21 protein-coding genes are annotated in these 18,453 nt (G+C 61.6%); 18 read left to right on the top strand and 3 right to left on the bottom strand.

Annotated elements, in window-relative coordinates:
- Positions 1-17: 17 nt before the first annotated feature.
- The 12 genes from fliG to fliR all read left to right on the top strand — a co-directional run bounded on the left by fliG (position 18) and on the right by fliR (position 9,887).
- The gene (gene fliG, locus LPB072_RS04495; protein WP_066092158.1) at positions 18-1,013 is read left to right on the top strand and encodes a flagellar motor switch protein FliG; all 996 of its coding nucleotides are present in this window, start codon (positions 18-20) and stop codon (positions 1,011-1,013) included.
- A complete protein-coding gene (locus LPB072_RS04490) occupies positions 997-1,725 on the top strand; it encodes a FliH/SctL family protein (protein ID WP_066092635.1) in 729 nt (242 codons plus the stop codon). Before fliG ends, LPB072_RS04490 begins: the two co-directional genes overlap by 17 nt.
- The gene (fliI, locus tag LPB072_RS04485; RefSeq protein WP_066092155.1) at positions 1,718-3,187 is read left to right on the top strand and encodes a flagellar protein export ATPase FliI; all 1,470 of its coding nucleotides are present in this window, start codon (positions 1,718-1,720) and stop codon (positions 3,185-3,187) included. Before LPB072_RS04490 ends, fliI begins: the two co-directional genes overlap by 8 nt.
- Positions 3,184-3,654, top strand: a complete 471-nt coding sequence (fliJ, locus tag LPB072_RS04480) for a flagellar export protein FliJ (RefSeq protein WP_070263905.1) — start codon at positions 3,184-3,186, stop codon at positions 3,652-3,654. The genes fliI and fliJ overlap by 4 nt, the downstream gene beginning before the upstream one ends.
- Complete coding sequence (locus LPB072_RS04475) at positions 3,651-5,108, top strand: flagellar hook-length control protein FliK (protein ID WP_066092150.1); 1,458 nt, start codon at positions 3,651-3,653, stop codon at positions 5,106-5,108. Before fliJ ends, LPB072_RS04475 begins: the two co-directional genes overlap by 4 nt.
- A gap of 217 nt (positions 5,109-5,325) precedes the next feature.
- Entirely contained in the window at positions 5,326-5,901 is a 576-nt protein-coding gene (locus tag LPB072_RS04470; RefSeq protein WP_066092146.1) for a flagellar basal body-associated FliL family protein, read from the top strand.
- Between the two features lie 18 nt (positions 5,902-5,919).
- Positions 5,920-6,924 (top strand): flagellar motor switch protein FliM, encoded by a 1,005-nt coding sequence (gene fliM, locus LPB072_RS04465; RefSeq protein ID WP_066092142.1) that lies wholly within the window; start codon positions 5,920-5,922, stop codon positions 6,922-6,924.
- Positions 6,914-7,360: a flagellar motor switch protein FliN gene (fliN, locus tag LPB072_RS04460; RefSeq protein WP_066092139.1), complete on the top strand. Its 447-nt coding sequence runs from the start codon at positions 6,914-6,916 to the stop codon at positions 7,358-7,360. Before fliM ends, fliN begins: the two co-directional genes overlap by 11 nt.
- A 139-nt stretch (positions 7,361-7,499) precedes the next feature.
- The gene (locus LPB072_RS04455; RefSeq protein WP_066092136.1) at positions 7,500-7,865 is read left to right on the top strand and encodes a FliO/MopB family protein; all 366 of its coding nucleotides are present in this window, start codon (positions 7,500-7,502) and stop codon (positions 7,863-7,865) included.
- Entirely contained in the window at positions 7,852-8,625 is a 774-nt protein-coding gene (gene fliP, locus LPB072_RS04450) for a flagellar type III secretion system pore protein FliP (protein WP_066092132.1), read from the top strand. Before LPB072_RS04455 ends, fliP begins: the two co-directional genes overlap by 14 nt.
- Before the next feature lie 78 nt (positions 8,626-8,703).
- Positions 8,704-8,973 (top strand): flagellar biosynthesis protein FliQ, encoded by a 270-nt coding sequence (gene fliQ, locus LPB072_RS04445; RefSeq protein WP_066092129.1) that lies wholly within the window; start codon positions 8,704-8,706, stop codon positions 8,971-8,973.
- Positions 8,974-9,119: 146 nt separating this feature from the next.
- Positions 9,120-9,887 (top strand): flagellar biosynthetic protein FliR, encoded by a 768-nt coding sequence (gene fliR / locus LPB072_RS04440; protein WP_066092127.1) that lies wholly within the window; start codon positions 9,120-9,122, stop codon positions 9,885-9,887.
- 6 nt (positions 9,888-9,893) lie between these two features.
- On the opposite strand, the gene LPB072_RS04435 is transcribed toward fliR, so the two are convergent.
- The 3 genes from LPB072_RS04435 to LPB072_RS04420 all read right to left on the bottom strand — a co-directional run bounded on the left by LPB072_RS04435 (position 9,894) and on the right by LPB072_RS04420 (position 12,388).
- A complete protein-coding gene (locus LPB072_RS04435; RefSeq protein WP_197508905.1) occupies positions 9,894-10,328 on the bottom strand; it encodes a hypothetical protein in 435 nt (144 codons plus the stop codon).
- A gap of 316 nt (positions 10,329-10,644) precedes the next feature.
- Positions 10,645-11,274: a response regulator gene (locus tag LPB072_RS04425; RefSeq protein ID WP_066092118.1), complete on the bottom strand. Its 630-nt coding sequence runs from the start codon at positions 11,272-11,274 to the stop codon at positions 10,645-10,647.
- On the bottom strand, positions 11,252-12,388 hold the full coding sequence (locus tag LPB072_RS04420; RefSeq protein WP_066092116.1) for a hybrid sensor histidine kinase/response regulator: 1,137 nt from the start codon (positions 12,386-12,388) through the stop codon (positions 11,252-11,254). Before LPB072_RS04420 ends, LPB072_RS04425 begins: the two co-directional genes overlap by 23 nt.
- Positions 12,389-12,508: 120 nt before the next feature.
- On the opposite strand from LPB072_RS04420, the gene LPB072_RS04415 reads away from it, so the two are divergent.
- The 6 genes from LPB072_RS04415 (at position 12,509) to LPB072_RS04390 (ending at position 18,397) form a co-directional block, all read left to right on the top strand.
- Complete coding sequence (locus LPB072_RS04415) at positions 12,509-12,979, top strand: hypothetical protein (protein WP_066092114.1); 471 nt, start codon at positions 12,509-12,511, stop codon at positions 12,977-12,979.
- A 47-nt stretch (positions 12,980-13,026) separates the two neighbouring features.
- The gene (locus LPB072_RS04410) at positions 13,027-13,389 is read left to right on the top strand and encodes a response regulator (protein WP_066092111.1); all 363 of its coding nucleotides are present in this window, start codon (positions 13,027-13,029) and stop codon (positions 13,387-13,389) included.
- Positions 13,390-13,426: 37 nt separating this feature from the next.
- The gene (locus LPB072_RS04405) at positions 13,427-15,574 is read left to right on the top strand and encodes a chemotaxis protein CheA (RefSeq protein WP_066092109.1); all 2,148 of its coding nucleotides are present in this window, start codon (positions 13,427-13,429) and stop codon (positions 15,572-15,574) included.
- A gap of 84 nt (positions 15,575-15,658) precedes the next feature.
- Positions 15,659-16,504, top strand: coding sequence for a CheR family methyltransferase (locus tag LPB072_RS04400; RefSeq protein ID WP_066092106.1), 846 nt, complete (start codon positions 15,659-15,661; stop codon positions 16,502-16,504).
- Between the two features lie 91 nt (positions 16,505-16,595).
- Positions 16,596-17,183, top strand: coding sequence for a chemoreceptor glutamine deamidase CheD (gene cheD / locus LPB072_RS04395; RefSeq protein ID WP_407927781.1), 588 nt, complete (start codon positions 16,596-16,598; stop codon positions 17,181-17,183).
- Between the two features lie 113 nt (positions 17,184-17,296).
- Entirely contained in the window at positions 17,297-18,397 is a 1,101-nt protein-coding gene (locus LPB072_RS04390; RefSeq protein ID WP_066092100.1) for a protein-glutamate methylesterase/protein-glutamine glutaminase, read from the top strand.
- The last annotated feature ends 56 nt before the right edge of the window (positions 18,398-18,453 follow it).

Here is an 18,453-nt window from a genome sequence, read left to right as displayed (position 1 = left end):
CTCACAAGTAGACCCCCATGGAAGACCAAGGCATTCAAGACGCAGCCATTTTCCTCATGTCGCTGGGCGAGGAAGAGGCGTCCGAGGTGTTCAAACACTTCAGCCCCAAAGAAGTTCAGAAACTGGGCGAAGCCATCTCGGCCATGCGCTCGGTTCCACGCGAGCGGGTGCAAGAGGTGATGGGCAAATTCACCGACGAAGCGGCCTCCCAAAGCTTGCTGGTATCCGACACCAACGGTTATGTGAAATCGGTGTTGCGGCGCGCCCTGGGCGATGACAAGGCCTCGTTGCTGATCGACCGCATCATGCAAGGCAGCGACGTCTCGGGCATCGAAAGCCTGAAATGGATGGACCCGCTGTCCATCGCCGAACTGCTGCGCAATGAGCATCCGCAGATCGTTGCGGCCATTCTGGTTCACCTTGAAAGCGACCTGACCGCCGGTGTGCTGAAAAATTTCACCGAGCGAAGCCGCAACGAGGTGATGCTGCGCATTGCCACGCTGGAGGGCATTCAACCCACCGCACTCAATGACCTCAACGAAGTGCTCTACAAGGTTCTGGCCGGTGGCGACAAAGTGAGAAAGTCATCGCTGGGCGGCGTGCAAACCGCCGCCGATATTCTGAACCTGCTGGGCAACGCCATTGAAGGCACAGTGATCGAATCGATACGCCTGCTCGACAACGATCTGGCCCAGAAGATCACAGACAAGATGTTCACCTTCGAAGACCTGCTCAAGCTGGACAACAAGTCGGTGCAGATGATTCTGAAAGAGGTGTCTACCGACGCCCTGGTGGTCTCGCTCAAAGGCTCCAGCGTGGAACTGCGCGAACTCATTCTGTCCAACATGTCCAGTCGGGCTGCCGAAGGTCTGCGCGAAGATCTGGAGTCCCGCGGACCGATCCGCCTGTCCGAGGTCGAGGGTCAGCAAAAGGAAATTCTCAAGATCGTCCGTCGCTTGTCCGACGAAGGCTCGGTGGTACTGGGTGGAGGCGGTGATGATGGCTTCGTCTAACAAGTCTTCGCCCAAGACCAGCCCGCACTCGCGCTTCATTCCGCGCGAGGAGATCGATCAGGTGGCGGCCTGGCACTTTTCTGCCATTGGCGGGGTGACAGAGCCGGCACCGTTGATGGACGATGAGAACACCGAATCCGATGACATGCTCGCCATGCACCAGGCGGTGCATGAGGCCCGTGAGCAGGCCTTCGCTGAAGGCTATGCGCAAGGCCATGACACAGGCGCTCAAGAGGTCCGCGATGCGCTCGAAGCCGCCACGCTGAAACACAACAGCGAACTGGCCGAGCGCATGGCTCAGGTCCTCAAGACCATGGCCGAGGACCTGCTCGACAAAGAACAGGACATGGCGCGCCAGATTCTGGAGCTGTCATGCGAAATCGCACGCCAGGTGGTGCGCCAGGAAATCCGGACCAACCCAAGGTTGCTGCGTCCGGTGATCGGCGAGGCACTGGAAATGATCGTGGACGACGGTTTGCCCGCCAGCGTGCACATGCACCCCGACGATCTCGCCCGCATGCACGACGCACTGACCAAAACACTCGGCGAGAGTGCCCCCGACTTCGTGGGCGACGCCAGCATCTCACCCGGTGGCTGCATCATTCACACGCCGACCACCTCGGTCAACGCCACCATCGAAAAGCGCTGGGCCAGAGCCGTTGGCAACCTGGGCCTGAGCATCGAGTGGGCATCGGAGGTGGTCAATGACTGAGCCGGTTGACCGCTGGAGCCAGTTCCTCAAGGATGCGCAGGTGAGCGCTGGCACACCCAACACCCTGGAGGTCAGCGGCACCCTGACGCGCCTGGCGGGTCTGGTGCTGGAAGCCATCGGGCTGCGCGTACCGGTGGGCTCACAATGCCTGATCAGCAACGGTGCCAAGGAGCCCGTGTTGGCCGAAGTGGTGGGTTTCTCCAACGACAGGGCCTATCTCATGCCAGCCGGCGATACCCACGGGTTGTCCAGTGGCGCCAAAGTCACGCCGCTGGCCCCCTACCGCGTCATTCCCCGCATCGGACAAATCAACAAACCGCCAGAAGCCAGCGAACGGGGCGCTTTGCGCCTGCCCCTGGGCAAGGGCTTGCTGGGCCGGGTCGTTGACTCACACGGCAAACCGCTCGACCACAAGGGGCCGATCACCAATGTGGACATCGAGCCCATGGACCGCGCGCCGCTCAACTCCATGGACCGCGATCCGGTTCGCCTGCCGCTGGACACCGGTGTGCGCGCCATCAACGCGCTGCTGACCGTGGGCCGTGGCCAGCGCATCGGTCTGTTTGCCGGCTCTGGCGTGGGCAAAAGCGTGTTGCTGGGCATGATGGCCCGTTACACCAAGGCCGATGTGATTGTGGTCGGTCTGATTGGTGAACGCGGTCGCGAGGTGAAAGAGTTCATCGAAGACATCCTGGGTGAAGAAGGCCGCAAGCGATCCGTTGTGGTCGCCGCGCCTGCCGATGCACCGCCTCTGGTTCGCATGCAGGGAGCCAGCTACGCCACAGCCATCGCCGAACGCTTTCGGGACGATGGCCTGCATGTGCTGCTGCTCATGGACTCTCTGACCCGCTATGCCATGGCACAGCGTGAAATCGCGCTGGCCATTGGCGAACCCCCTGCCACCAAGGGTTACCCACCGTCGTGCTTTGCCAAGCTGCCCCAGCTGGTGGAGCGCAGCGGCAACGGTCTCAATGGCGTGGGCTCGATCACGGCCTTCTACACCGTGCTTTCGGAAGGCGACGACCAGCAAGATCCGATTGCCGACGCCGCGCGTGCCATCCTGGATGGCCACATCGTGCTTTCGCGCGCGCTGGCCGAATCTGGTCACTACCCCGCCATCGATGTAGAAGCCTCGGCATCAAGGGTGATGCACAACGTGGCCTCGCCGGCCCATCTGGAGTTGGCGCGCAAGTTCCGTGGCCACTACTCGCGCTACCTGCGCAGCCGCGATCTGATTCAGCTCGGCGCTTATGCCTCGGGCAGCGATCCGGAAGTTGACCGCGCCATCGTTCTCTACCCCGCCTTGCAGCGCTTCTTGCTGCAAGACATGGGCGAAGCCGCCACACTGGGCAACAGCTTGCACCAGCTCGCCGTCGCCTTGCAAGAAGAACCCGCCGATCGAGACGCCACAAGAAAGGCGCACCGTCCCCAGAACAACCCCTATAAAGAAGGCGCAGCATGAGCAATATGAAGACGCTCCACAAAGTGGTCGAAATCGCCGAGAAGCGCCGCAAGGACGCGCTGCTGGCACTTGGGCAACAGCAGCGCGAGTGGCAGATCGCCAATGAACAGATGGTGCAGCTGCAAGCCTATGTTCAGGAAGCCGAGCAGCGCTGGGAATTGCGCAGCGGCACCGGCGTTGACGCCGCCATGCTGCATCACCACAGGCACTTCATGCAGAAGATCCTGCACGCCATTGAATTCCAGCGGGGCGTGCTCAACGAACGCCAGGCACGGGTAGACCAGGGGCAGGCCCAGGTGTTTGCCGCCGAGCGCGATGTGGCGGGCCTGCGCAAGTACACCGAGCGCAAGGAAATGGCCCGGGCGTCTCTGCTGGAACGCCAGGAACAAAAGGCCACCGACGAGATGGCTCTCAACATCCACTTGCGGCAACGACTCGCCATGCAATCACGGGGACTGCAAGCATGACCGCTTCCGCCACATCTTCTTCCGCGCAGGCCGCACCAGCGAATGGCAACCAGGCCACCCGGCAATCTTCCAGTGCGGCCTCGTCGTCAAAAACCAACCAAGCCAATCCTGCCGACCTGTTCTCGAATCTGCTGGGCCTGATCAGCGCCGCCAGCGACGATCTGGGCGGCGAAGGACTGGCTGATGGGGATACAGACCCCGAAGACCCCAATGGCCTTTTGCTCACCGACCCCTCGGCACTGGTCAACCCCCTTGCCGACCTGATTGGCTGGCCCGGCGCGACCGCCTCGGCCACGTCACAAGGCCTGCCAGGCACCGGCACTCCTGCCGGCAAGGCAATCAACCCGACTGGACAGCCGGGCACCCTCTCTGCTGACCTGCCCGAAGGCTCAGCGGCCAAGTCCGGCCTGCCGTTGCAAGGCATGACCGTGCTGGCCCAACCTGTCGCCGCAGATCCCGGTCTGGTGGCCGATCAAAAGGGCCTGGCCACTGGTGCCCATGCGAATCCAGCACCGCCCGCCGGTGCCGCAACCCAGGTGCTGGCCAATCCCGATGCCGTTTCCGTGCGCTACGGCGACTCACCGGATGCCCTGCCAGGGGCCGGCGCATCCAACCCGTCGCGCGACGGCGCCTACATGGCCGCCCGCCCAGCCAACTGGCGCAGCACCACGGCACTGTCAAGCCCGGGCTCCTCGGCCCCCTTGCCCAACAGTGCGCCAACCCAGACCGCGGCGATCCAGGTGGCCCAAAGTGCGACCACCCTGCGCAGCCCCATGGCAGACCCTTCACTCACTGCACCGCGCAACACCCTGTTCCAGGGTGAGCGGTCCGGCGACACCACCATGGTCGACACAGCCGTGTCCGATCTGAGCGTTCTCGGTACCCCCGGTCAGGCTTCAAAAGGCCAAACGGCATCTTCTGGCAGTGGACGCGAGGACTCCCTGCTCGCCGGCGCAGCCGTCCCGGAGACCGGCGATCTCGACGCGCCCGACGAACCCTTCTCGCTCGACGCGGCACTTGCCGCCGAGGAAGAACCCGAGGGCACCGAGTTCATGACACCCCAACAGCTTCGGCACGCCAGCGTGCGCATCGGAGAGGGCACCGACGAAGCCATTGACATCCGGCTGTCCATGGAGGGTGACGCGGTGAATGTGGCGTTCCGAACCGACAACGCCGAGGTGCGGGCCGGTCTGCAGCACAACGCAGGGGTTTCCTTGTCCGAGCTGATGCAGCGCGGCGGCATTCAACTCGGCGGGGTATCGGTGGGCGCTCAATCGCAAGAGTCGCGTGGCCAAACCGGCAACCCCGAATCAAGCCCGACGCGGGTCGGTGCTTCGACTGGCCGCAACCCGTCGGGCCAGCGCACGGCTGGCGCCCAGGGCACCGACAGCAGCCCGAAGGCACCGGTCGCACGCCGCAGCGATGGCGGCCCCGCCCTCGATGTATTTGCCTGACCGCGCCTGGCGCAACCCCAAAATGCACCAGCGCCCCGGGTGGGCGCTGGACCAGGGGTACCAGCCACAGGGAAGGCGGCCTGAATAGAAAGACCGGTTTTTACCGCTCTTTTCTGCGCTAAAGCCCCAGGGTCGGGGCTCAATAATTCCTTCGAACCACACGCCATTCCTGAGTGTGTGTGCCGTCCCCACGGGGATGCCTGTTTGGAGAAATCACATGTCATCCGCCGCTGCCACCGCAACAGCCCCCGCCGCCGAGGGGGCACCCAAAAAGAGCAAAAAGCTGCTTTTCATCATCATTGGCGTGGTTCTGCTCGCGTTGATCGGTGCTGGCGGGGCGCTCTTCATCTTGAAGAAAAACACCGCCGAGCCTGGCGACGACCATGACGAAGAGTCGGCCGTCGAATACCACGCACCAGAACCCGGCACACCGCCCACCTTCCTGCCCCTGGACAGCATGGTGGTGAACCTGGCCGACCCTGGCGGCAACCGATTTGTTCAACTGGCCATCACGCTGCAGGTGCAGGACGCCAAGATCAGCGACGCCATCAAGGTCTACATGCCCAGCATTCGAAACGGCATCCTGATGCTCGTTTCGCAGCGCACGGCAGATGAAATCCTGAAACCCGAAGGCAAAGAGAAACTGGCTGCGGCCATCATCGAAGAGGTTTCGATGGTGATGGGCTACGAGCTTGACGAAGCAGAACCCGAAGAAGGCACCAAGAAGCGCCGCCGTCGCGCGCCGCCCAACCCGATGCAGGGTGTGCTGTTTTCCAGCTTCATCGTTCAGTAACCGCCCTGGATCGTCGCCATGTCCGAATCGTTCTTGTCGCAGGAAGAAGTCGATGCCCTCCTAGAGGGTGTCACCGGCGAAAGCCAGAAGATCGAGGTCGAAGCACCGAGTACCGAAAAGGTGCGCGGCTACAACCTGTCCAACCAGGAACGCATCGTGCGTGGGCGCATGCCCACGATGGAAGTGGTGAACGAGCGCTTCTCTCGCAACCTGCGTCTGGGCCTGTTCAACTTCATTCGCCGCAGCCCGGAGATTTCGGTCGGTGCGGTCAAGGTCCAAAAATACAGCGCCTTTCTGCGCGACCTGGTTGTGCCCACCAACTTCAACGTCATGGCGGTTCGCCCCTTGCGCGGCAATGGTCTGGTGGTCTGCGAACCCACCTTGCTGTTTGGCGTGATCGACAGTCTCTTTGGCGGCAGCGGAAAGTTCCAGACCCGTATTGAAGGTCGCGATTTTTCACCCACCGAGCAGCGGGTTATCAAGCGCCTGGTCGAGGTGATTTCAGAGGAATACAAAAAGGCCTGGGCGGGTGTGTACCCACTGGAACTGTCGTATCAGCGCTCGGAAATGCAGCCCCAGTTCGCCACGGTGGCCACGCCCAGCGAGATCGTTGTGACCACCAGTTTTTCACTCGAAATTGGTGACATCACCGGTTCGCTGCACATCTGCATTCCCTACGCCACCCTGGAGCCGATTCGCGATGTCTTGTACTCCACCGTGCAGGGCGATGCAATGGAAGTGGACCGGCGCTGGATCCGCTTGCTGACCCATGAGATACAGGCCGCCGAGCTGACGCTCGTTGGCGAACTGGCCCAGACCGACGCCACCGTAGAGCAATTGCTGGCCATGAAGATCGGCGATTTCCTGGAACTCGAACGTGCACCCAGCATCGAGGCCAAGGTCGAGGGGGTCCCCCTGTTTGAATGCCAATACGGCACCCACAAAGGCAAATACGCCCTGCGCATCGACCGCAAGCTGCGCGGTGCTGAAATGAACTGGCTTGGAGATTCCTATGTCAACTGATACCCCTACCGACGCCTTCGACACCAGCGCACAAGACAGGGCAGCGGATGATTGGGCGCAAGCACTTGAAGAGCAGGCCAGCGCGCCGGGCAAATCCGGCGAGGCCGAATCGGCACCCGAATTCGAGTCGATCAGCGGACCTGCCAAGGCCAACGGCAAAGCAGCATCGCAAAACGACATTCAAATGGTGCTCGACATCCCGGTGCAACTCACCGTGGAACTCGGGCGCACCAAAGTACCCATCAAGTACATCCTGCAACTCGCCCAGGGCTCGGTGGTCGAACTCGACGCTCTGGCGGGTGAACCCATGGACGTGCTGGTCAACGGCTACCTGATCGCCCAGGGAGAGGTGGTGGTGGTGAACGAAAAGTTTGGCATTCGCCTGACCGACATCGTCACGCCTTCCGAGCGCATGCGGCGAGTAAGCAGGGGGTAACCCCCCGCGTCGCCTTCGGCGCCACCCCCCTTGAAAGGGGGGCAACACTGGCGGCCCGGCAAAGCCGGTTCCGCGGTGTCCTGGGTTAAACGCTACTTCGCTCGTTGCTTCGCACCTGAATTCGAAAAGAACCACCAACATGCTTCAAAACGCTTTACCTGCTGTGGGCTTGCTGCTGGCCATGATGGTCGTGGCCTGGTTGCTGCAGCGCTGGCGCCGGCATTTGCCCAATGTGTCGCGGCAAGCCGGACCATCGCTCAAGGTGATGAACACACTGCCTCTGGGGCCCCAGCAACGCGTGGTGACGGTTCAGGTCGGCGATGGAGCGGATCGTGTGTGCCTCGTGCTGGGAGTGGCACCGGGTGGCATCACCGCCTTGCACCAGTTGCCGTTGCCCAATGAACCCCAGCCCAGCCTGCCTCCGGCCGCCAACAGCGAAGGCTTCAAGGCCCGCTTGAGCCAGCTCATTCAACCCCAGCAGGAAGGCCCTCATGCGCCAGGCTAAATTCACCCACCGCCCATGGCTGGTCTGTGCCATTCTGGCCTTGCTTGCGGGCTCGGCCTGGGGTCAGACGGCGGCCTCTGCCGGTGGCCCGGGGTTGCCGCTGGTGATCGGTCAGGGCCCGGCGGGCAACAGCTACTCGGTGCCGATCCAGACGCTGCTGTTTTTCACAGCGCTGTCGTTCCTGCCGGCGATTCTGCTGCTGATGACGGGCTTCACCCGCATTGTCATCGTGCTCTCGCTGATTCGCCAGGCGTTGGGCACACAATCGGCCCCCCCCAACCAGGTGATCGTGGGCCTGTCGCTGTTTCTGACCGCCTTCGTCATGGGGCCCACGCTGGACAAGGTCTACACCGAGGCCTACGAGCCCTACACCGCCAACACCATCAGCTTTGAGGAAGCACTGAAACGCGGCGAGACACCGATGCGCGCCTTCATGCTGAAACAAACGCGCCAATCCGATTTCGAGCTGTTTGCCAAGCTGGGCAAGTTGCCCAACGACATGACCGCCGAAGAAGCCCCGTTCCGCGTCATCGTGCCTGCCTTTGTGACCAGCGAGCTCAAGACGGCGTTCCAGATTGGCTTCATGATCTTCATCCCCTTTCTGGTGATCGACATGGTGGTCGCCAGCGTGCTCATGTCGCTCGGCATGATGATGCTCTCACCCGTGCTGGTGGCCCTGCCTTTCAAGCTCATGCTGTTCGTGCTGGCCGACGGCTGGAACATTCTGCTGGGTTCGCTGGCAGCGTCCTTCGCGCAATGAACCAGATCAGATGCACCCCCATGCTCCGCCGCACCGCGGTGCAAGCGTCTCTTCTTCAATCTGGACACTGAACCCGCCATGGATCCACAAGCCGCACTCACCCTGGGCCAGAACGCGCTCTTTCTCATCTTGATGGTGGCAGCCCCTGTGCTGGCCACGGTACTGGGCGTGGGCCTGGTGGTCAGCCTGTTTCAGGCCATCACACAGATCCACGAAGCCACGTTGTCGTTCGTGCCCAAGCTGATCGCCGCCATTGCCGTCTTCGCCATCGCCGGGCCGTGGATGATGACCACCCTGGTCGACTTCATCCGCAACACCCTGCTCTCGATACCAAATTACGCGATCTAGATGCACCCCCTGCGCCGCATGCACCGGACTCCCCCTGCCGCGCTGCGCGCGACCCCTTCGAGGGGGCGGCACCTGAGGGCCGGGAAAACCGGACCCATGGTGTCCTGGTCTGGCCTCCACTTGCCTGCGCTTTTGTAGTTTTCACAATGCCCACTTTCACGGAAGCCGACATCATGGCGCTGGTTTCGCCAGTGTTCTGGCCGTTTCTGCGGATTCTGGCGGTGTTCTCCAGCGCGCCCATTTTTTCGGCGCGCTCGGTGCCGATGCGCACGCGGGTGGCTTTGGCGCTGCTGGTGGCCGTGTGCGCCCAGGCAGGCATGCCTGAGCAACCGGTGATCGGCCTGACCGACCCGCGCGCCCTGGCCGTGGTGATGCAGCAGGTGATCGTGGGCGTGGCGATTGGCCTTGCGGTGCGCATCGTGTTTGCCTCGGTCGAGGTCGCGGGCGAAGTCATTGGCCTGCAAATGGGCCTGAATTTTGCCGGTTTCTTTGATCCCTCGACCAACTCGCAAACCAGTGCGGTCGGCCGGTTTTTCGGCAACACCACCATGCTGCTGTTCATTGTGCTCAATGGCCACCTGATGGTTCTGCACGCGGTGATTTCCAGCTTCGAACGCTTTCCGCTCGATGGCAGCGCCCTTGCCTCCATCAACCAGATGCGATTGCATGAACTCGGCGGTCTGGTGTTTCGCTACGGACTGTGGATCGCCCTGCCCATGATCGGCATGCTGCTCTTCGTCAACATCGTGCTCGGCTTCATTTCACGCATCGCTCCACAGATGAACGCCTTCGCCATCGGCTTCCCCCTCACGCTCTCGGTCGGCCTGGCCGGCATTGCCATGACACTGCCCATGCTCGACGCACCAGTCGTGGCCCTGATGAAACTCGCCACCGAGATGTTCATGGGTGGATGAAACCGATCACTCCCAACGCAGGTCGCGCAACTTCCAGTCAGAACCGTCGAATTTCCACCGCAGCTGCACCGAATACGGCGATACCCGCTCAGGAATCAGGCCCTGTGCCCCTGTGACCACCACCTGCGCCTCGGTGATACCGATCAAAGAACCCGGCGGATCGATGTGGCTGTTGCGCGAAACCGCGATGATCTTGACGCTGGCATAGCGCAGAAATACCAGCGCCATGGTCTTTCGCGCCCACCCAGCGTCAAACCTGTCCTGCGCTCGAAAAAGCGGGTCGAGCATCGCGAGCACCGCCCCGCTGTCTTTGGCTTCGAGTTGGTCCTGCAGTTGTTGAACGGCGGCCTCCAGCGCCATTTTCGGATCCGGCTTGCTGCAGGCGGGCAGCGCAAGCACAGCACCGGCAACAAGCGTCAGGAAAGCAGTTCGGGTGAGCACGGTGAGTGGTTGCCTGGTGTGATTGCACCGATGCCTGCGCAACGTTCAAAGAGGGGGGCGTTGTGGCCCAGCTTGAAGCGTCGCCCGGCCATTTTGATGACCGTGGCAACGGCAAGATAAGGCAGATTGGTGACGAGGTCCAGCCAGTGCCGTACGCGGTGTGCGCCGTCTCGCTGGACCTTGGTGAGCTTGACCCTCCAACACCGCACAAATCTATGCACGCAGCTGCCTCACCCCAGGGCGCCGCGGGACGGGCTCTGCCCGACCGCCAGCGCCGCCCCCTGGGGGGTGACGCTGAAAGCGGCGCGGAGGAAGCCTAAACCAGGTCATTTCGAATCGCGTAAACCGTCAGTTCGGCGTTGTTGCTCAAGTGCAGCTTGTCGAGCACGCGGGCACGGTAGACGCTCACCGTTTTGGGGCTGAGCATGAGCTCTTCTGCGATTTCCGAGAGCTTCTTGCCAGAAGCGATTTTTTGCAGGGTTTGCAGTTCCCTCTCCGACAAGGTGGCGTGCAGGTCTTCGCCTTCGGGGGCGTTGAGGTTGTCGACCAGCATCTGCGCCACCTCGGGGGTGACGAACTTGCGGCCTTGCATCACGGTTCGAATTGCTGTGACCAGCTCGGCGGGGTCGCCTGCCTTGTTGAGGTAGCCCGTGGCCCCGGCCCGCAGGCAACGAATCGCGTACTGGTCTTCCGGGTACATCGAAACCACCAGGGTTTTAACCGATGACCCCTCTTCTTTCAGCGCAGCCAAAACCTCCAGGCCACCGCGCCCGGGCATGTTGAGATCGAGCACCAGCACGTCGCATGTGTTGTTGCGCATCTGCTCACGCAACTCGGGATAGCTGGCCGCCTCGCCAACCACCTGGATATCCACCGCCTCCGAAACCGTATCGCGAATGCCACGGCGCACCATGGCATGGTCGTCACACAAAATTACTTTGATCATCGAGCAGGTCAATTATGGAGGGGGTGCCGTCTTCGTCAGAAGGCAAAGGAACAGAAAGAATAATCGACGTTCCGCGGGGAGATGAACTCACATCCAGCCAGCCGCCCACTTTCGCGGCGCGTTCATTCAGTCCCAGCAGGCCAAACGATTTGGCTTTCATCAGTGCATCGTCTTCCATGCCCTGACCGTTGTCACTCACCTCCAGAGTGAGCACGCCCTCCCGGTCGCTGAGATCAATCTCGACGCCTGTGGTTTCAGGCGCATGTTTGGATATGTTGGTCAGCGCCTCTTGCGCCGTGCGGTACGCCACCAGTTGCACGTCGCGCGGCACGTCAAGCTGGTCCGACGATCGTCGCACATGCACGCGCACATTGCTGCGCCGCTCAAAACCGGCGGCAAGCCATTGAACGGCTGCCACCAAACCCTGGTCGAGGATGGGGGGGCGCAGGTTCATCATGATGCGCTGGCTCGCGCCAAGCGCGTGCTGCAGCATTTCCAGAGAACCCTCAAGGCGGCGGCGGGTTTCGGCGTCTTCCGCGCGACGGGCCAGCAGCGCCAGATCAAGTTTCACCGCGGCCAGAGACCCCCCGATATCGTCATGGATCTCGCGAGCGATATCGGCGCGCTCTTGCTCGATGCTGACTTGCAGGTGTTCGGTCAACTCGGCCAAACGTTGTCGGGATTCGGCCAGCCTGGCGTCGGCGCGGGCCTTGGCGCGCCGCGTTTGGCTCACCTCCAGTGCCCGCTCGATGACATGCGTCAGCCGTGGCATGTTGTCTTTGAGCAGGTAGTCACTGATGCCCAGGTGCATGGCATCCACTGCGGCCTCCTCGCCGATCGCGCCTGACAGGATCACGAAAGGCAAGTCTGCGGCCATGCTTTTCTGGTGTGCCCAGGCGTCAAGCCCGGTGAAGCCGGGCAAATGGTAGTCGGCCAAAACCAGGTCGTGGCGGCCCGTCGCCAGTTCACGCTGGAAATCGGACATGGTGTCGACCAGTGTGATCTCGTGGTGCATCTGGCCGCGCTGCAGAGCGAACTTCACCAGCGTGTGGTCCACACGGGAATCCTCCAGGTGAAGGATGCGAACCGGTGAGGTTTCGGATGGGTCAGACATGCCGTGGGCAGGATGTGGGTGGTAGGGCGCGAAATGGCGCTGAATTTGGGGGGTTATCGGTCGATACAGCGATGTACACCCCTTGAAAATTGTACTGCCCGTTAGCCTGAGACCCTATTCATGCACATCACTCCAGATTCGCACCCCAGAGCCTCGCACAGCGCTGAGCCTTGCGCCCCCTCTGTCGAGCTCCCGCTCGGCCTGGTGACCGAAGTTCAGGATGCGCTGATGATGGCCATGACCGATCTCAAGCGCCTGGAAGGCCTGCTTGACCACGCCACGGGCAACCTGCTCGAGCGGTTCGGCTCGGCCAACCACGCCCTGGCCCGGCTGGTCGACCACGACAGCGAGGCGCTGAGGCACATTCGCCACGACCTGCACCAGGCCGTCACCGAACTGCAGTTCCACGACATGGCCTCCCAGCTCATCGGGCACACCGGCAAGACTTTGCAAGGCTGTGCCTGGAAACTGGCCGACAGCGCCATGGAGCCTGAAGAAGGCGAGATACCCCTCGAAACCGAATCCATACCCGATCGACCCAGCCCAGTCACGCAAAGCGAGATGGGCGCCGGGTCCATCGATCTGTTTTAAAGACGCACCTCATTTGGCCGATAAGGCTTGGACCTTCGGAGTAATTCATGCAATCGATTCTTGCCGTAGACGACTCGGCTTCCATGCGGAAAATGGTGGCCTTCACCCTGGCTGGTGCAGGCTTTCACGTGGTCGAGGCGGTCGATGGTCAGGACGCCTTCGAAAAGGCCCAGACCCACGCCATCGACCTGGTTCTCACCGACCAGAACATGCCGCGCCTGGACGGCCTGGGGCTCACCAGGAAACTGCGGGAGCACCCCAAATTCAAGGGCACGCCGATCCTGATCCTGACCACCGAGTCCAGCGATCAGATGAAACAGGCCGGCAAGGCCGCAGGCGCAACTGGCTGGCTGGTCAAACCCTTCGATCCGGGTCGTCTGATCGAAGTCATTCAAAAAGTCATCCGCTGAGCGGCTTCTTGACCCTTTGCAGAAACAGGAACCACACATGGGTGAAACAATGCACGAAGAACAGAACGCAGGCGGCAATTTCGACCTGACGCAGTTCTACGACATCTTTTTTGAAGAAGCCGGAGAAAACCTCGACCAGATGGAGCAGATGCTGCTCCAGCTGGATCTGGAGACCGCAGACGACGAGGAACTCAACGCCATTTTCCGTTGTGCGCACTCGATCAAAGGTGGTTCCGCCACCTTTGGTTTTGCCGATGTGGCCGAGCTGACCCACCAGATGGAGTCGCTGCTCGACAAGCTGCGCCGCCACGAACTTCAGCCCACGGCCCCCATGGTCGATGTGTTGCTGGAATCGTCTGATGCGCTGAGGCTGTTGCTCGCGCGCCACCAGGGCCGGTCTGTCGACACCCCGGCAACCGCTTCGCTGGTCAGTCGCATCAGCGAGCTGGCACAGAATTCACCGCCCGCGGCGGCTGTTGCTGCGCCCATGGCCCCGGTTGCCACAGGCACACCCCCACAAGCCACTGCACCCGTGCAGGCTGCTGTCGCACCGGTGGCTGTACCCGCTGCTGCACCAGCCGCGCCGGGCGAGCGCCTGCTTGACGTCCAGATCGGCCCCCTCGACAACCTGGACCAGGCTGACGGTATCGCCGACCTGTTCCGCGACATCACAGGCCTGGGTCGCATCGAGCCCGCCACCTGCGACCAGGCCGATCGGCGCGCCTTTCGCGTCTTCACCAGCTCCAGCGATGCCGACCTGATCGATCTGTTCACCTTCCACGTGAGTGCAGACCAGATCCATATAACAGCAGTCGACGAAACCCCCGATCCTGCCCTGGCAACCGGCGGTGAAGGGTCCGCTTTCGGTTTTTTTGATGACGCACCCGGCTCACCCGCCGGCAACGCCACCGTCACCCCTGCCGAGTCCACGCCTGCGCCTCTTCCCGCCGCAGCAGGGCCTTCGCGTGCGCCCGCAACGGCGTCAAAGGCCGAATCGAAGTCAGGCGCTCCCGCGGCGATGGAATCAAACACCTTGCGGGTCTCGGTCAGCAAGGTCGACCAGCTGATCAACCTGGTCGGCGAGCTCGTGATCACGCAGGCCATGCTGGCGCAAAAAAGCAGCGAACTCGATGTGTCGGTGAGCCAGCCCTTGCTCGCAGGTCTGGCCGATCTCGACCGCAACACGCGCGACCTGCAGGAAGCCGTGATGTCGATCCGGATGATCCCCATGTCGGTGGTGTTCAACCGGTTTCCGCGCATGCTGCGCGACCTGGCCAGCAAACTGGGCAAAAAAGTGGAGCTCGTCACCCATGGCGAAGCCACAGAGCTTGACAAAGGCCTGGTGGAAAAAATCACCGACCCTCTGACCCACTTGATTCGCAACAGCTGTGATCACGGCCTGGAGCTGCCCGAAGAGCGTCGCGCAAAGGGCAAACCGGAACTGGGCACCATCACCCTTTCTGCCAGCCACCAGGGCGGATCGATCCTGATCGAGGTGCGCGACGACGGCAAAGGCCTGTCGCGGAACAAACTGATGGAAAAGGCCCGGGAAAAGGGCATCGATGCGCCCGATTCAATGAGCGACAACGATGTCTGGAACCTGATCATGGCGCCCGGTTTCTCCACCGCCGAGGTGGTGACCGATGTGTCGGGCCGCGGCGTGGGCATGGACGTGGTGAAGAAAAACATCGCCTCCCTCGGCGGCACGGTCGAAATCGATTCATCCGAAGGCTACGGCATGAGCGTCAAGGTTCGCCTGCCGCTGACGCTGGCCATCATGGACGGCATGAGTGTGCGCGTCAGCGACGAGGTCTACATCTTGCCGCTGGCCTCGGTGATCGAGTCGTTCCAGATCAAACCCTCAGACATCAACACCGTTGCACAAGGCGCCCAGCTGGTGAAGGTGCGCGACGAGTACATGCCGGTGATCGAGTTGGAGCGGGTCTTCAACGTGCCGCGCTTTGAGAGCAATGCCATCAGCCCGATCATGGTCGTGGTGGAGTCCGATGGGGCCCGCGTGGCGCTCATGGTCGACGAGCTGCTCGGTCAGCAACAGGTGGTGATCAAAAACCTGGAATCCAATTACCGCAAAGTACCCAACGTGTCGGGCGCCACCATCCTGGGCGACGGCAAGGTCGCCCTCATTCTCGACACATCGGGCCTCGTTCGCCGCTCGCGCCACTGATTGAAGGGCGCGCAGTCACCCTGCCCTACCAACGGCGAGACCTCCATGTTGAATCCAGTTCCAAACGCAGGCCTCAGGCCACCCATGGTCTTCGACCCCAACTCAAACGCCGGCGGGCCATTGGCCCAAGGCCGTGAATTCCTTTGGTCTGACGCAGACTTCGGCCGGATCAAGTCCTTGATCTACAAGAAAGCCGGCATCAGCCTGCACGACGGCAAACACGCGATGGTCTACAGCCGCGTTTCACGCCGGCTGAGAGAGACCGGCCACGGCAGTTTCAAGGACTATCTCGACTGGCTTGAGCATCACGACGGCGCCGAGTGGCAGGAATTCATCAACGCCCTGACCACCAACCTCACCGCCTTCTTTCGCGAGCAACACCATTTCACGATTCTTGACGAGATGCTTCGCGCTGATCGCAACAAGAACTGGCGCATCTGGTGTTCCGCAGCCTCCACTGGTGAAGAGCCCTACTCCATCGCCATGACCGCGCTGGAGGCGCTCGGACCCAGGGGCTCATTCCACATCGCCAACAGCGACATCGACACCAAGGTGCTGGAGACCGCTGCGCGCGGCGTCTACAAGGCCGAAGGTGTCAAAGGGCTGAGTCCCGAACAGATGCAGCGCTACTTCTTGCGCGGCAAGGGCGGCAACGCCGGTCTCATGCGGGCAAAACCCGAACTGCAGAAAAACATGGCCTTTCAAGCCGTGAACCTCATTCAGGATTTGCCCTTCCGCGAACCCTTCGATGTGGTGTTTTGCCGCAACGTGATGATCTACTTTGATTCCGCCACACAACGGCAGGTGCTTGAACGCATCCACCACGTGATGAAGCCGGGCGGCAGGCTGTTCGTCGGCCACGCCGAGAACTTCAGCGATGCGCGCAACCTGTTCGCGTTGCGCGGGAAGACGGTCTATGAGCGCGTCTAACCCCGGGAGTTCCGGTGTTCGAAGGGACCTGGTTGCCAGGCCGGTAATGCCTGCCGGCAGTGAACGTTCACGCATCGAACAGCTCAGGAGCATGGGCCCCAAACCTGGCGAAGCCTCATTTTTCTACCGCGACCACCATTTCAAGCAAGACTCGGTCAAGGTGCTCCCGGGCGAGTACTACGTGACCCAGGACGACATGATGGTCATGACGGTGCTGGGCTCATGCATCGCCGCATGCATCTGGGACCCCAAGGTCCGGGTCGGTGGTATGAACCATTTCATGTTGCCCGACGGCAACGGAGATACCTCGGGTCGCTACGGCTCGTACGCGATGGAGTTGCTGATCAACGAGATGATCAAGCTCGGTTCCCGGCGCGAATGGATGCAGGCCAAGGTATTTGGTGGCGGTCAGGTCATGCACAGCTTCACCACCATGAATGTGGGCGAACGCAACACCGAATTCGTGATCGACTACTTGCAGACCGAGCGCATCGCCGTGGTCTCCAAGGACGTGCTGGACATCTACCCGCGCAAGGTGTGCTATTTCCCATCCACTGGCAAAGCCATGGTCAAGCGACTGGCGCACTCCCACCCTGAAACCCTGGAAAGCCAGGAACGCAAGGGCAATGCAGCGACATTGGTCAAGACCACAGCAGGAGGCTCGGTAGATCTTTTTTGAAGCAACACAGCCGGTCATTGCCGCCCGATGACAGGGCTGCGCTGGGGATCGACGCATTCGCTTCGCGGTGAAAAACACATTCGAGCCTCGGCGTGAATGTTTAGGGACAGAGAATGACAAAAAGAATATCTGTGCTGGTGGTAGACGATTCGGCACTGGTTCGCAGCCTGCTGACCCAGATCATCAACGGCCAATCCGACATGGTTTGCATCGGTGCAGCCAGTGACCCCCTGATTGCGCGGGAGATGATTCGCGAGCTCAACCCCGATGTGCTCACACTCGACGTCGAAATGCCTCGCATGGATGGGCTGGAGTTTCTTTCGCGCCTGATGCGGTTGCGCCCCATGCCGGTGATCATGGTGTCCACCCTGACCGAACAAGGGGCCGATGTCACCTTCAGGGCGCTCGAACTGGGCGCGGTCGACTACGTGGCCAAGCCCCGCATTGGCGTGACCAGCGGGCTCAACGAACTCGCCAGCGGTATCGTCGACAAGATTCGGGTCGCGGCCTGCGCCCAGGTCCGGCGCCTGGTGGCCGCGCCGGGAGCAACCGGCACACCCGATTTCAGCCACACCATTGTTCCGTCACCCGCACTGATCCCTTTGCCAAGGCTGTCCACGGAGAAGGTGATCTGTATCGGGGCTTCGACCGGAGGCACGGAAGCCATTCGCGAAGTGCTGGTCAAGATGCCAGCCGATGCACCGGCTATCGTCATCACGCAGCACATGCCTGCCGGCTTCACCGCGAGCTTTGCAGCCCGCCTCGACTCGCTGTGCCGCATCAGTGTGTCTGAGGCTCAAAACGGTCAGCGCCTCCTGCCTGGGCATGCCTACGTGGCACCCGGAGGATTGCATTTTCGTATCGACCGCAGCGGCTCCAACTACGTCGCAGTGGTCGAAGAATCTGAGCCCGTCAACCGCCACCGGCCCTCGGTCGAAGTGTTGTTCCACTCGGCGGCCCGGGTTCTTGGACCCAACGCATTGGGTATCATGCTCACCGGTATGGGGGCAGATGGTGCCCAGGCCATGCGTGAAATGAAGGATGCAGGAAGCTACAACTACGTTCAAGACGAAGCCAGTTGCGTGGTGTTCGGCATGCCCAAAATGGCCATCCAGGCTGGCGCAGCCCACGAAATACTGCCTCTCAACCAGATCGCGCCAGCGGTGCTCAACCGATTGACCAAAAACCCGTGGGGCGTGCGCCATCGAATCTGACCACTATCCGGTGCTCTGAAGCAGCTGGTAATTTTTTCGCCAACTTCTTTTTCCAT

It is taken from the genome of Hydrogenophaga crassostreae (assembly GCF_001761385.1).
Taxonomy (GTDB): Bacteria; Pseudomonadota; Gammaproteobacteria; order Burkholderiales; family Burkholderiaceae_C; genus Hydrogenophaga; species Hydrogenophaga crassostreae.
Note: the sequence above shows the minus strand (reverse complement) of the source record. Positions and strands in the feature narration are given on the sequence as shown.

Coding starts and splice junctions, on each gene's coding strand:
- fliG (WP_066092158.1), top strand. CDS start 18: ATGGAAGACCAAGGCATTCAAGACGCAGCCATTTTCCTCATGTCGCTG.
- LPB072_RS04490 (WP_066092635.1), top strand. CDS start 997: ATGATGGCTTCGTCTAACAAGTCTTCGCCCAAGACCAGCCCGCACTCG.
- fliI (WP_066092155.1), top strand. CDS start 1,718: ATGACTGAGCCGGTTGACCGCTGGAGCCAGTTCCTCAAGGATGCGCAG.
- fliJ (WP_070263905.1), top strand. CDS start 3,184: ATGAGCAATATGAAGACGCTCCACAAAGTGGTCGAAATCGCCGAGAAG.
- LPB072_RS04475 (WP_066092150.1), top strand. CDS start 3,651: ATGACCGCTTCCGCCACATCTTCTTCCGCGCAGGCCGCACCAGCGAAT.
- LPB072_RS04470 (WP_066092146.1), top strand. CDS start 5,326: ATGTCATCCGCCGCTGCCACCGCAACAGCCCCCGCCGCCGAGGGGGCA.
- fliM (WP_066092142.1), top strand. CDS start 5,920: ATGTCCGAATCGTTCTTGTCGCAGGAAGAAGTCGATGCCCTCCTAGAG.
- fliN (WP_066092139.1), top strand. CDS start 6,914: ATGTCAACTGATACCCCTACCGACGCCTTCGACACCAGCGCACAAGAC.
- LPB072_RS04455 (WP_066092136.1), top strand. CDS start 7,500: ATGCTTCAAAACGCTTTACCTGCTGTGGGCTTGCTGCTGGCCATGATG.
- fliP (WP_066092132.1), top strand. CDS start 7,852: ATGCGCCAGGCTAAATTCACCCACCGCCCATGGCTGGTCTGTGCCATT.
- fliQ (WP_066092129.1), top strand. CDS start 8,704: ATGGATCCACAAGCCGCACTCACCCTGGGCCAGAACGCGCTCTTTCTC.
- fliR (WP_066092127.1), top strand. CDS start 9,120: ATGCCCACTTTCACGGAAGCCGACATCATGGCGCTGGTTTCGCCAGTG.
- LPB072_RS04425 (WP_066092118.1), bottom strand. CDS start 11,274: ATGATCAAAGTAATTTTGTGTGACGACCATGCCATGGTGCGCCGTGGC.
- LPB072_RS04420 (WP_066092116.1), bottom strand. CDS start 12,388: ATGTCTGACCCATCCGAAACCTCACCGGTTCGCATCCTTCACCTGGAG.
- LPB072_RS04415 (WP_066092114.1), top strand. CDS start 12,509: ATGCACATCACTCCAGATTCGCACCCCAGAGCCTCGCACAGCGCTGAG.
- LPB072_RS04410 (WP_066092111.1), top strand. CDS start 13,027: ATGCAATCGATTCTTGCCGTAGACGACTCGGCTTCCATGCGGAAAATG.
- LPB072_RS04405 (WP_066092109.1), top strand. CDS start 13,427: ATGGGTGAAACAATGCACGAAGAACAGAACGCAGGCGGCAATTTCGAC.
- LPB072_RS04400 (WP_066092106.1), top strand. CDS start 15,659: ATGGTCTTCGACCCCAACTCAAACGCCGGCGGGCCATTGGCCCAAGGC.
- cheD (WP_407927781.1), top strand. CDS start 16,596: ATGGGCCCCAAACCTGGCGAAGCCTCATTTTTCTACCGCGACCACCAT.
- LPB072_RS04390 (WP_066092100.1), top strand. CDS start 17,297: ATGACAAAAAGAATATCTGTGCTGGTGGTAGACGATTCGGCACTGGTT.